We start from the raw sequence: 13,309 nt of genomic DNA, 5'->3' as shown, positions 1-13,309 counted from the left end.
CTCACACCGACACCTCCTGGGTCGCGTCCGCCGGGGCCGGGTCCACGGTGGCCAGCCAGTCCACGATTCCGGTGACCGCGTCCGCGCAGCCGCCGCAGCCGGTGGTGGCCCGGGTCGCGGCCACCACGTCGGCGATCCCGCGGGCACCGGTCCGCCAGCAGGCGGTGATCGCCGCCTTCGACACGCTGTTGCAGCGACACACCACCGCCTGGTCGGGCATGAAGGCGGGCGACTCGACCGGCACGGAGGACGCCCCGAGCGCCCGGCCCAGCAGCAGGGACCGCCGGTCGGCGGGCAGTTCGCCGTCGCGGTCGAAGAGCTGCACGAGCGTGCCGACGGTCGGGTTGTCGCCGAGCAGCACCGCGCCGGCGAGCCGGCCGTCGCGGACCACCAGCTTGGCGTACGTGCCCCGGGCCGGGTCGGCGTAGCTGATCGTCTCGGCCTCCGGACCGCCGTCGAGGCAGCCCATGGCGGCCAGGTCCACGCCGCCGGCCTTGAGCCGGGTGACCGGCCGGGAACCCCGGTAGCGCGTGGCACGGCCGGTGAGCCGGTCGGCGACCGCGGCGGCCTGCTCCCAGGCGGGGGCTACCAGACCGTAGACGGTGCCACGGTGTTCGGCGCAGTCACCGATCGCGTAGACGTGCGGGTCGCTGGTGCGCAGGTGGTCGTCGACGAGCACACCCCGGTCGACGGCGAGCCCGGCCGCGGCGGCCAGCGCGGTGTCGGGGCGTACGCCGCAGGCGACGACCAGCAGGTCGGCGGGGAGGGCGCTGCCGTCGGTGAGGCGCAGCGCGTCGCCGGTCCATTCGGCGGCGCGCACGCCGAGCCGCACCCGCACGCCGAGGTCGGCGAGGGTGCGGCGGAGCACGGCGCCGGCCTGGGGGTCGAGTTGGCGCTCCAGGAGGTGGGTGCCGCCGTGCGCCAGGGTCACGTCGATTCCTCGGCCGGCCAACCCCCGGGCGGCTTCGACGCCGAGCAGCCCGCCGCCGAGCACCACGGCGGTGTCGGCCTCCCGCGCGTCGGCGGTGATGCGCCGGCAGTCGTCGAGGGTGCGGAAGAGCGACACCCGGTCGGCGGGCACCTCGTCGCCGCCCGACCGGGTGAGCCCGGCGACCGGCGGCAGCACGGGGCGGGCACCGGTCGCCAGCACCAGCGCGTCGTACTCGTGCTCGTCGTCCCCGGTACGCACCACCCGGCGGGCCGGGTCGAGTGCGGTGACGGTCACCGCGAGGCGTACGTCCACGCCGGAGGGCGGTGCGGTCACCGGCAGGTCCTCCTCGTGGACCTTCCCGGCGAGCAGGGTCGACAGGAGGATCCGGTTGTACGCCGGGTGGGCCTCGGCGCCGAAGGCGGTGACCTTGACGTCGGCGTCGCGGGTGGGCAGCTCGGCGGCGAGGCGGGCGCCGGCCATGCCGTAGCCCACGATGACCACCCTCATGAGGGCCCCCCACCTGGTGCGGTGGCGACGGTGATCCGTGCCGCGCACACCTTGAACTCCGGCATCCGGGAGATCGGGTCGAGGGCGGTGTTGGTCAGGGTGTTCGCGCGGGCCGCGCCGGGATAGTGGAACGGCATGAAGAGGGTGTCGGGCCGGATGGCCTCGCTCAGTCGGGCCGGGGCGGTGGCGCTGCCCCGGCGGGTGCTGACCACGACGGGCGCGCCGTCGGTCACGCCGAGCCGGTCGGCCAGCTCGGGGTGCAGCTCGACGTACGGCTGGCCGGGGAGCGCCGTCACCCTGCGGGTCTGCGCCCCGGACTGGTACTGGGTGAGGACCCGGCCGGTGGTCAGGTAGAGCGGGTACGCCTCGTCGGGCTCCTCGGCGGCGGGCCGGTGCTCGACGGCGACGAACCGGGCCCGGCCGTCCGGCGTGGGGAAACGGTCCAGGAACAGCCGGGGGGTGCCGGGGTGCTCCGGGGCCGGGCAGGGCCAGTGGACCCCGTCCTCGGCGTCGATGCGCGGGTAGGTGATCCCGGAGTAGTCGGCGGGACCGCCGGCGCTGGCCCGGCGCAACTCGTCGAAGACGGTCTCCGGGTCGTCGCTGGCGGGCACGCCGAGCCGGGTGGACAGTTCGGCCAGCACGCTCAGGTCGGTGCGTACGCCGGGCGGCGGGCCGGCCAGGCGGCGACGCCGGATGACGCGCCCCTCCAGGTTGGTCATCGTCCCGTCCTCCTCGGCCCACTGGGCGACCGGCAGCACCACGTCGGCCAGTTCGGCGGTCTCGGAGCGGACCACGTCGGCCACCACCAGCAGGTCGAGGGCGCGCAGGCGGCGTTCCACAGTCGTCGCGCGGGGGGCGGAGACCACCGGGTTGGAGCCGAACACCAGCAGCCCTCGCGGGCCGCCCGGGGTGCCGAGCGCGGTGAGCAGCTCGTACGCCGACGGCCCGGGCCCGGGGATGGTCCGCGGGTCGACACCCCAGACCGCGGCGACGTGCGCCCGGGCCGCCGGGTCGTCGATGCGGCGGTAGCCGGGGAGCTGGTCGGCCTTCTGGCCGTGCTCGCGGCCGCCCTGCCCGTTGCCCTGGCCGGTGAGGCAGCCGTACCCGGAGCCGGGGCGCCCGGGCAGGCCCAGGGCGAGCGCCAGGTTGACGAAGGCGGTGACGGTGTCGGTGCCCTTGGCGTGCTGTTCGGCCCCGCGGGCGGTGAGGACCATCGCCGTCGGTGCGGCGGCGAGATGTTCCACGGTGGCGTACAGGTCGGCGATCGGTACGCCGGTCAGCCGCTCGACGCGGGCGGGCCAGTAGCCGGCGACGGTCCGGCGGACCTGGTCGAAGCCGGTGGTGCGCCGGGCCACGTACTCCCGGTCGACGAGCCCCTCGGTGACGGCGATGTGCAGCAGTCCGTTGGCGAGTGCCAGGTCGGTGCCGGGGGTGGGTTGCAGGTGTCGGGTGGCCCGCCGCGCGGTCGGGGTGGCCCGTGGGTCCACCACGGTCAGCCGGGCCGGGTCGAGGTGGCGCAGGAACGGCGGCATCGTCTCGGCCGGGTTCGCGCCGACGAGCAGCACGGCCTCGGCGTCGGCGATGTCGGTCACCGGGAAGGGCAGGCCCCGGTCGATGCCGAACGCGCGGGCGCCGGCCGCGGCGGCGGAGGACATGCAGAACCGGCCGTTGTAGTCGATCATCCGGGTGCGCAGCGCGAGCCGGGCGAGGCGCCCGAGCGCGTACGCCTTCTCGTTGGTCAGCCCGCCGCCGCCGAAGACGGCGATGCCGTCGCGCCCGTGCCGGCGTTGGATCTCGGTGATCCCGGTGACGATCCGGTCGTATGCCTGCGCCCAGCTCGCAGGGCGCAGCCGCCCGTCCTCCCGCAGAAGCGGAGTGGTGAGGCGCCGCGGGTGGTGCAGCAGTTCGGCGGCGGTCCACCCCTTCTGGCAGAGCCCACCGCGGTTGGTGGGGAAGTCGCGGGCGTGCACGGTCACCGCGCCCTCGACGCGGGTCAGGGTCATCGCGCACTGGAGGGCGCAGTAGGGGCAGTGGGTGGCCGCCGCCGTCATGTCGGCAACGCTCGGCGCTGGCTGTTTCCGCGCCGACAAGCCTTCGTTACCGGTCTGGAAATCACGTGTCACATCGGTCTCCCGGCGGTGGTGAACCCCGACCGGCCGCAGCGGTGCTCGGCGGGGCGGGCGTCGGTCTTTTTGGTGGCCGTCAGACGGCCGCGTCGGCCAGGCTCGGCGAGAACCGGACCAGCACGGTGCGGAGGTAGAACCACCAGGTGACGGCGAGGAGGGCGGCGTAGGCGGCGAGGAAGGCCAACAGCGCGGCGTCGATCGAGCCGGTCCGCGCGACCGACATGCCGAAGGCGCGCGGGATGAGGAAACCGCCGAGCGCCCCGACTGCCGAGGCGACGCCGATGACCGCGGCCGCCTCGGTGCCCGCCCGCGCGACCGCGTCGGGCTCGCCGCCCGGGTCGGCGCCGGCCCGGCGGGCGGCCTCGCTGCGGAAGATCGCGGGGATCATCCGGTACGTCGAGCCGTTCCCCACGCCGCTGGCCACGAAGAGGAGCAGGAAGGCGGCGAGGAAGGGACCGAAGCGGTGTGCGGTGAGGCCGGCCAGCACCGCACCGACACCGAGCGCCATGAGCAGGAACGTCGCCGCGGTGACCCGCGCGCCGCCGAGGCGGTCGGCGAGCCACCCGCCGGCGGGCCGGGCCAGCGACCCGACCAGCGGGCCCAGCGCGGCGTAGAGGAGGCCCTGCCGCTGCGGGAACTGCGACGTGATCAGCAGGGGCAGCGCCGCGGAGTAGCCGATGAAGGAGCCGAACGTCCCGATGTACAGCCCGGACATGATCCACGTGTGCCGGTTGCGCAGTACCCGCACCTGTTCTGCCAGGGAGGCCCGGACCACGCTGAGGTTGTCCATGAAGAACCAGGCGCACAGCGCGGTCACGACCACCGGGGCGAGCCAGAGCAGTGGGGCGTTCTGCAGCCACAACCCGTCGGCCTGCGGGCCGCCGAGCAGCGGTACGGCGACGACCAGGGGCACCACGAACTGCACGACGGCGACCCCGACGTTTCCGCCGGCGGCGTTGAGGCCGAGCGCGAAGCCCTTGCGCCGCTGCGGATAGAAGTACGAGATGTTCGCCATGGAGGAGGCGAAGTTGCCGCCGCCCAGTCCCGCGGTGGCCGCCGCCACGAGGAAGCACCAGTAGGGCGTGCCGGGTCGGGTGACGCAGGCGGCGAGCAGGGTGATCGGCAGCAGCAGCAGGACGGCGGAGACGACGGTCCAGTTGCGGCCGCCGAAGCGGGCCACGGCCGCGGTGTACGGGATCCGCATGGCGGCGCCGACCAGGTTCGGAAGGGCGACCAGCCAGAAGAGCTGGTCCACGGTGAAGGGGAAGCCCGCGGCGGGCAGGCTGACCGTGACGGCGCTCCAGAGCAGCCATACCGAGAATCCGACGTGCTCGACGAGGATCGAGTGGATCAGGTTGCGGCGGGCGATGCGGTGCCCGGGACCGTTCCAGAACGCCTCGTCCTCCGGGTCCCAGTGGGTGATCCAGCGGCCTCGGCCGGTGGCCGGGGCGGCCGTCGCGGTGCCCGGTGCGGCGTGGGGGGCAAGCGTGGCAGGCATGGCGGTAACCTCCGGTCCCGGCGTTGCGGGGCGGTGACCCGGGCGGTGCCGGTTGCGTGAAATAGCCGTCACCACCGTGCGGAGCCGATGGTGACCTCCCGGCGTTGTCCGTCTTGGCACGTACCGATCAGCGCCGATGACTATCCGTATTGGCTTCGATGCGAGCCGCAACGAGAATGCGGGTGGCCAGCCCAGACGCCGATCCCGGGAGGTACGCCCATGACCGAGACCGCGACCACGGAGGCGGCACCACCGCCGGCTCGGCGCGCCGAGCCGACCCGGACGGAGTCGGTGCTGCCGGAGCTGCGGGAGATGTGGTGGGAGAGCGGCATGCGGGCGCGGGCCCAGGCCGGCATGTCCGCCGTGTTCGCGGAGTTGCCCCAGCTGGTCTGGGCGGCGTTGAAGGTCAGCTGGCGGGCCGACCGGGCCCGCACGGCGGTGGTCGCGCTCACCACGGTCGGTGCGGGCGCGATGGCCGCGTTCGGTCTGCTCGCCACCCAGCGGGTGCTGGTGGAGTTGTTCGCCGGCGGGCCGACCGCGGACAAGGTCGTCGCGGCGCTGCCGGCGCTGGCGGCGCTCGCCGCGGCCACCGCGCTGCGCGCCGGCATGGCCACGGCGATGGGGTACGCCCAGAACGGCCTGACCCCGAAGGTGGATCGTGAGGTGGAACGGGGCCTGTTCGAGGTGACCACCGCGGTGCGGCTGGAGGCCTTCGACGCCGACGCGTTCGCCGACGACATGGAACGCGCCACCCGCGGGGCGGAGGAGACGACCGAGCTGGTGCAGGCCTCGATGAACCTGCTCGCCGGTCTGACCGGGCTGCTCGCCGTGACCGTGGCCGTCGTGGTGATCCACCCGCTGCTGCTGCCGGCGCTGCTGGTCGCGACGGTGCCCAACGCGTGGGCGTCGCTGCGGGCGGGGCACCTGCGCTACCAGACCTACGCGGCCGGCTCGGTGCGCCGTCGGCGGATGTGGCTGCTGCACCGGCTGATGGCCGAACGCGTCTCCGCGCCCGAACTGCGCTCCTACGGCCTGCGCGGGTTCCTGCTCGACCAGTACGACCGCGTCATGGGCGTGGAGACCGACATCCAGCTCCGGCTGGCGCGGCGGGTCACCACGACCACCACCGTCGGGTCGGTGATCGCCGGTGTGGCCACCGCCGCGGTCTACGTGCTGCTGGGGCTGCTCCTGATCGACGGGCAGATCCCGCTCGCCGCCGCGGCGACCTGCGTGGTGGCGGTGCAGTCGGCGCAACGGTCCCTGGCGATCGCCACGTTCCAGATGGACCGGGTCTACACGGAGGGCCAGCACTTCCGCGACTACACCGGCTTCATGGCGCGTGCCGCCGCCTACCTTCCCGAGCCGGCCCCGGACGGCGCGGCGTCGCCCGGCCCGCTGCGGGAGCTGGCCATCAGGGAGGTGAGCCTCCGCTATCCGGACCGGGACGCCCCGGCCGTCGACCGGGTGAGCCTGACCATCGAGGCCGGGCAGACGGTGGCGTTCGTCGGGGAGAACGGCTCCGGCAAGTCGACCCTCGCCGCGATGATCGCCCGGCTGCGCCGCCCCACCGAGGGCACCATCCGGTGGAACGGCCGTCCGCTGTCGGAGTGGCATCCCGACGCGCTGAACGCCCGCATCGCGGTCGTCACGCAGGAGTACCACAAGTGGCCGTTCACGGCGGCGACGAACATCGCGATCGGCGAGGTCGACGCCGAGCCCCGGCAGGAGCGTATCGAGGCGGCCGCCGCCCGCGCCGCGGCCGATGAGATGATCAAGGAGCTGCCGCACGGCTACGAGACGCTGCTGGACCGCACCTTCGCCAACGGCCAGGACCTCTCCGGCGGCCAGTGGCAACGCATCACCGCCGCGCGCGGCTTCCTGCGCGACGCCGAGCTGCTCATCATGGACGAGCCCTCCTCCGCCCTCGACCCGCGCGCGGAGGACGCGCTCTTCCAGGCCATCCGCGACCGGCAGGGGCGGCTCACCACCATCCTCATCACCCACCGGCTGGCCAACGTCCGCCACGCCGACCGGATCTACGTGCTGCACCAGGGACGCCTGGTGGAGGCCGGCAGGCACGACGACCTCATGGCCGCCGGCGGCCGCTACGCCGAGCTGTTCACCCTTCAGGCGGCCGGCTACCAGGCCGCGCCGCCGCCGGGAACCACGTCCCCCTGAGCCGGGCGCCGGGGCGTCGGTGACGCCGGCCCGGCGGGATGCAACCGCACCCACCGCCCCGCGCGTACTCCCCCTGTGGCTTCGCGATCGTCGACTCAGCAGCGGAGGGCGAGCATGACCTCCACCCGACCGGCCGTCTCCCGGCGCCTCCTCCTGGGCGCCGCCGCGCTCCTGCCGGTGGCCGCGTGCACCCGGGGCGGCGGCTCACCGTCGCCCCGCGCCGCGACGCCGTCCGCCACCGCGCCCTCCCCCGCCGCTCCCTCGCCGTCCGCCGCCGGCGGGACGGACCGGCACGACCGCCTGGTGGGGCTGGAGCGGCGATTCCACGCCCGGCTCGGGGTGTACGCCCTGCACACCGGCACGGGCGCGACGGTCGCCCACCGGGCGGACGAGCGGTTCGCGTTCTGCTCCACGTTCAAGGGGCTCGCGGCGGCGGCGGTCCTGCACGCGCACCCGATGTCGCACCTGGAGACGGTCGTCCGCTACGGCGAGGGCGATCTCATGAAGAGCTCCGTCGTCACCCGGCGTCACGTGGGCACCGGGATGACGATCGGGCAGGTGTGCGACGCCGCGGTCCGCTTCAGCGACGGCACGGCCGGCAACCTGCTGCTGCGCGAGCTCGGCGGTCCGGCGCGGCTGACGGCGTACGTGCGCGGGCTCGGCGACGTCGTCACCCGGATGGACCGGGTGGAGCCGGCGATCGTGACCGCGACACCCGGCGACCCCCGGGACACGTCCTCGCCCCGGGCCATCGGCACCACCTACCAGAGGATCGTGCTGGGCGACGCCCTGCCGGACGACAAGCGCGCCTACCTGCGCGATTTGCTGGTGCGCAACACCACCGGCGCCCAGCGCATCCGGGCCGGCGTCCCGCGCGGGTGGACGGTGGCGGACAAGACCGGGACCGGTGACCACGGCACGCTGAACGACATCGGCGTGGTGTGGCCACCGGGATCGGCGCCGCTGGTCGTCTCGATCATGTCCAGCAAGGAGAGCCGGGACGCCCGCTACGACCAGAGGCTGCTCGCCGAGGCCGCCGCGTACGTCGTGGCGGTGCTGACGTGAGCCGTCCCGCCACCGTGTGACGGCGGTCCGGTCGAGCGGGTCGGCCGGACCGCCGCCAACTGGGCCTCTGCGGCCCCGTAGAGGCACGGCACCTACGGAGCGAGTTCCTTGTTGGCTCGGGCGGCGGCCACGAGCACGCGCGCCGCCTCCTCCGGAGTGAACACCCGCGCCTTGACGAACGCCTCGGTGGTACGGGCCACGACCGAGACGAACTGGCCGTGGTTGGCGAACGGCGCCTCGTCCCAGACCAGGTCGAGGAAGGTCGGGCCGTCCGTGCCGGGCGAGGGGATGCCCGTCACGGGGACGTCGTAGCGGGGCAGCCCGTCGTTGCGCTTGCGGTTGGGCACACCCGTGTCGACGGACCCGAACACGATCGTCGGCTCGACCCGGCGGAAGTACGACGAGACGGGCTGGGTGTCGCTGATGTAGTACGGCCGCAGGGTGAGCTCGTGCGTGGTGAAGAGCATGTCGCCGGCGTCGGTGGTGCTCGCGTGCGTGATCGCCGAGCGGGCGTAGTCACCGTCGCGCTTGAGGTGGCGGTAGAGGGACAGCTCGCGGTAGCCGCCGGCTCCCGGGTCGCCGAGGATCTGCAGGAGCACGGGCCCCCAGAAGATCGCCTGCGTGTCCGGGCGGTCCAGGGCCCGCTCGACGCGGATGCTGAACGGCATGCGGATCTCGACGACGTCGCCGCGCTTCCACGTCCGGCTCACCGTCAGGTAGCTGCCCGGCTTGGCCTTGGTCTTGACCGGGGTGCCGTTGACGGTGACGAAGAAGCCCTTCTGCACCCAGCCCGGCACGCGCAGCTTCAGGTCGAGCCGGCCCTTGCCGTTGATTACCAGCTTCGTGCGGTCGCTGCGCGGGTAGGTCGTCTCCTGGGTGACGGAGAAGCCCTTCTCCGCCCAGGTCAGGGTGGACGGCAGGTACAGGTTGACCCAGAGGCTCCGCCCGTCCGCGGACTTGAAGTAGATCGTCTCCTGGTACTTGGTGTGGTTCTCCAGGCCGGTGCCGCCGCAGCAGGTGCCGGTGTTGCCGTAGCTGCGGTTGGCGCCCGGGGTCAGCGGCTGGAAGTAGGTGACCTGCGGGTTGCTGACGCTCGCGGTGTCGGCCCGGGAGCCGGTGATCATGTTGAGCAGCCCGCGCTCGTAGTAGTCCATGTACGCCGGGTCCTGCTCGTGCAGGAACAGGTTGCGGGCCAGCTTGATCAGGTTGTAGGTGGTGCAGGTCTCCGCGCCGCCCTGGGCGATGGCGTTCGCGATGTTGTCCCGGTTCTGGAACATCTCGATGTTGTTGTTGGAACCGGGGTAGTTGCCGCCCGTGCCACCGTTGGCGAACATGCGGTGCGGGACGACCATGCCGAAGAAGTTCTTCGCGGCCTGGAAGTACTCGTGGTCGCCGCTGTGCTCGTACACGCGCAGGTACCCGATGAACTGCGGCACGTGCGTGTTGGCGTGCAGCCGGTCGGGGCGCCGGCGGCCGGGCCGGTTCTCCGGCGTCACGACGAGGATGTCGCGGTTCTGCACGGCGGCGTCGAAGAGCGACTCCCGGTTGTCGAAGCACCTGGCGGTCTCCAGGTGCTTCGCGTCGCCGGTCAGCGCGTAGATCTCCGGGAAGACCTCGTTCGCGCCGCCGAACTCGCCGGCGATGTAGAGGTCCCACATGTAGTTGAGGTTGTCGCGCGTGATCGGGCCCGCGTAGTCGGGGTGGTTCTTGTCCCCGACGGTCAGCGCGAGGTGCGCCCAGTCGGCCATCTTGACGGCGACGTCGAGCGCCTTCTGGTTGTCGGTGTGGTAATAGGCGTCGAGCAGGCCCCGCAGGATCTTGTGCTGGGTGTACCAGGGCGCCCACGTGTTGGTGCTCAGGTTGCCGCCGTAGACCGCGTACCGGGGCGGGCCGAGCCGCAGCACCGCGTCCTCCGGGATGGCACCCAGGTATCCGGGGTGGGTCGGGACCCACAGGGCGGCCCCGTCGCCCTGGCTCGCCACGATGCCGCCGTCGCGGCCGTTGGGCGAGGAGTCCTTGATGGTGGAGCCGTCCGCCTCGTCGAAGCGATACCACGCGATGGTGCCGCCGCCGGTGGTGCCGGCGGGCGAGTCGACCAGGGACCGGACCTCCTGCGCGTTCAGCGCGCGGTCGAAGATGTGGAACTCGTCGATGGTGGCGTCCAGGAACGGGTCGCCGTACTGCGAGCGTCCGATCCAGCGGTTGCCCGGGTTTCCGAGATGGGACGGGTTGAGGGTCATGTTCGCGTTGGTGCCCGCGACCTCACCGTTCACCCAGAGCGTGCCGGTGTTCTGCGACAGCGTGACGGCCAGGTGCACCCACTGGTTCGTCGGCAGCGCCGTGGTGCCGTTGATCTGCTGCTCCCCGCCGGAGCCGCCGACGGTGATCGCGAAGCGCGGCACGTTGCCGGTGACACCGGCGCGCGCGGTCAGGAACATGTTGACGGTGCTGTTCTGACCGAAGTCGAACACCCGGCTCCAGTTCTGGGCGGACCCGAGGTTCACCCAGGTCGCGATCGTGAAGTCGGTGAGCTGGCTGATCGCCTCCTGGGGAAGGGTGACGTGCTCCGCGGCGCTCGGGCCGTTCAACCGCAGGCCGTTGCCGAACTTGCCCGGCACCCGCCCGATCTGCGGCTCCTGCGGGTCCTCGCCGCCGGGGCCGCCGTTGCCCATCCGGGCGGTGATCGCGTCCTGGCAGGCCGCGAGCTCGTCGACCATCCAGTCGAGCTTGCTCTTGAAGATCGGCTCGCCCTGGTCGGCGTAGGCCTGCGCGAGGGCGGTCAGGAAGTGGCCGGCCCAGTGGCCGCTGAGCAGGCCGCCGTCCTCCCAGCCGCCGGGGACCGCGACGCCGGCCGGGTTCGGTCGGCCGGCCTGGTTGTTGAAGAGCACGAGGAAGCGGCGCTCGTCGTACTGCCGGAGGTAGTTCTTGATGCGGTCGCGCTTCTCCTGGAGCAGGCCGTCGCCCAGCCGGACGTCGCGCAGCTGGAACGGTCGGACCGGGGCCGTGCCGCCGGGACCGGGGTCGGGCGGGATCGGGCCGTGCGCCGCCGGGGCGGTCGCCGGTGCGCTGTCCGGCGCGGCCTGGGCGGGTGTCGCCACGAGGGCGCCGGAGGAGGCGACGGCGACGGCGCCGGCCGCGGATGCCTGGAGCAGCTGGCGTCGGTTGACGGAGACCTTGTCGGAGTGGGCCACTTCTGGGTTCGTCCTTCCACGTGGGTGTGTGGGGCCGATCGCGTGCTCGGGGGGCTGCTCGCGGCACCCGGGTCCGTGGTGCGCCGGGCTCGCGCCCGTGGCGCCGGCCGCCCGGGTCGCGGCGGCGACGCCGGTCGTCCGTGTCGCGTCCGTTGGCGTCCGTTGGTGCGGCCGGGGACGGCGGAGGTCCGTTGCGGAGGGCTCGCCCGACGCGGTGGTCGCGTGTGGTGCATCGGCCTCGCCGTCGACGCCGGTGATCCGGGGCTGGGCGTCGGTGTGGAGTTCGACCGATGTCAGGAGTGTGAGCGTTAACAAACGGCTTCGTCAATCCCTACGAACAAGTAAGGTCCCAGGATTGACACGTTCCGGAAACCTGCCTATGTTAGCGCTCACCTCCCTTCCTCCGGCCTTGCGAACCGCCCTCGCCGCACGACGCCCGTCGATGAGTCGGCCGCCGAGAGCGGCGCCGCACCCTCCCCGCGGGCACCGCGGACTTCCCTGATCGAGGAGGCGGCGTGACCGCCAGGTTCGGCACGTCCGAGTTGTGGGACCCGGCGGTCCGCCGCGATCCGCACGAGTTCTACGACCGGGTCCGCGACAGCGGACGGCCGGTGCTCCAGATCGATCCCGCGGGCGAACGGTTGTGGGTGGTGGCCGGCCACGCGGACGTCCTGGCCGGGTTGCGTCACCCGGCGATCGGGCACGAGGTCCACCGCCACTGCCCCCGGATGGGCCCGCCCGCCCGGCACCACCTGCCGGCGGTGGCCAGGATCGAGGCGCGCCAGCTCATCACGATCGACCCGCCCGACCACACCCGACTACGGGGACTGGTCAGCGGTGGCTTCACGGCGCGGGCGGTGGCCCGGCTGGAGCCGTGGATCGGCGACCTCGCCGACCGGTTGGTCGCCGACGCCCGTGGGCAGGGGCACATCGACGCGGTCGCCCACCTCGCCGACCCGGTGCCGGTGAACGTCATCGCCGAGCTGGTCGGCGTTCCCGAGGCGGACCGGCCGCGGTTCCGCGCCTGGTCCGCCGAGATCGTGTCGGCCGGCCCGGGCGGCCCGGCGGCCACCCTCGAGTTCGCGGCGTACCTCGACGAGCTGGCGGTCCGGCGCCGGGCGGCGCCGGAGGACGACCTGATCTCCACGCTCGTGGCCCTCACCGACGACGGCGACCGGCTCGACCGCGACGAGCTGGTGGCGCTCGTGCAGCTGCTGCTCATCGCCGGTCAGGAGACGACCGTCGACCTGATCGTGAACGGCATCCGCCTCCTGCTCACCCATCCGGAGCAGTGGCAGGCGCTGCGCGCGCAGCCGGCGCTGGCGGCCGCCGTGGTGGAGGAGACCCTGCGGTTCCGCGGCCCCGTCGAGATCGTGCCGCCCCGGTACGCGTTCCAGGACATCGAGCTGGGCGGTGGACGGATCCCGGCGTACGACCGGGTGGGGTTGTCGTTGTGGGGAGCCAACCGCGACCCCGCCGTGTTCGACCGGCCGCACGTGTTCGACATCCACCGCACCGACGTGCGCCGGCACATCGCCTTCGGCCACGGGATCCACTTCTGCCTCGGCGCACACCTGGCCCGGCTGGAGAGCCGGGTGATGTTCGAACGGATCGCGCGGCAGCTCCCCCACCTCCGTCTCGCGGTCGACCCCGGGGCGCTGGACTCCTTCCGGCTGCACCACGGCGGCCTGCCGCTGCGGGTGTGAGCCCCCGCGCCGGCCACGGCGGAGCCGGCGCGACGCCGCGCCCGCCCGGTGCGGTGTCGGGCCCGCGGTCACGCCCTCGGCGGCGGCACAGGCGGATTCGCGGGGTG

7 protein-coding genes are annotated in these 13,309 nt (G+C 73.4%); 3 read left to right on the top strand and 4 right to left on the bottom strand.

Annotated elements, in window-relative coordinates; genetic code table 11:
- Position 1: 1 nt before the first annotated feature.
- From SM573_RS17795 to SM573_RS17785, 3 genes are all read right to left on the bottom strand, one after another.
- Complete coding sequence (locus tag SM573_RS17795; protein WP_474616614.1) at positions 2-1,438, bottom strand: FAD-dependent oxidoreductase; 1,437 nt, start codon at positions 1,436-1,438, stop codon at positions 2-4.
- Complete coding sequence (locus tag SM573_RS17790; RefSeq protein ID WP_474609857.1) at positions 1,435-3,489, bottom strand: molybdopterin oxidoreductase family protein; 2,055 nt, start codon at positions 3,487-3,489, stop codon at positions 1,435-1,437. Before SM573_RS17790 ends, SM573_RS17795 begins: the two co-directional genes overlap by 4 nt.
- A gap of 151 nt (positions 3,490-3,640) precedes the next feature.
- The gene (locus tag SM573_RS17785) at positions 3,641-5,062 is read right to left on the bottom strand and encodes an MFS transporter (protein ID WP_474609858.1); all 1,422 of its coding nucleotides are present in this window, start codon (positions 5,060-5,062) and stop codon (positions 3,641-3,643) included.
- A gap of 219 nt (positions 5,063-5,281) precedes the next feature.
- Between SM573_RS17785 and SM573_RS17780 the strand changes: the two genes are divergently transcribed.
- Together SM573_RS17780 and bla are read left to right on the top strand one after the other, a co-directional pair.
- Entirely contained in the window at positions 5,282-7,240 is a 1,959-nt protein-coding gene (locus SM573_RS17780; protein ID WP_474609859.1) for an ABC transporter ATP-binding protein, read from the top strand.
- Positions 7,241-7,354: 114 nt separating this feature from the next.
- A complete protein-coding gene (gene bla / locus SM573_RS17775) occupies positions 7,355-8,305 on the top strand; it encodes a class A beta-lactamase (RefSeq protein WP_474616613.1) in 951 nt (316 codons plus the stop codon).
- 92 nt (positions 8,306-8,397) lie between these two features.
- Here the strand turns inward: bla and SM573_RS17770 are convergent, their stop codons facing one another.
- Entirely contained in the window at positions 8,398-11,496 is a 3,099-nt protein-coding gene (locus SM573_RS17770; protein WP_474609861.1) for a beta-L-arabinofuranosidase domain-containing protein, read from the bottom strand.
- Positions 11,497-12,011: 515 nt separating this feature from the next.
- On the opposite strand from SM573_RS17770, the gene SM573_RS17765 reads away from it, so the two are divergent.
- Positions 12,012-13,202 carry a cytochrome P450 family protein gene (locus tag SM573_RS17765; RefSeq protein WP_474616612.1) on the top strand — a complete coding sequence of 397 codons (1,191 nt, stop codon included), beginning with the start codon at positions 12,012-12,014 and terminating at the stop codon, positions 13,200-13,202.
- Positions 13,203-13,309 lie beyond the last annotated feature (107 nt).

Source organism: Micromonospora xinjiangensis (assembly GCF_056150165.1).
This window is presented reverse-complemented; position numbering and strand designations above follow the sequence as displayed.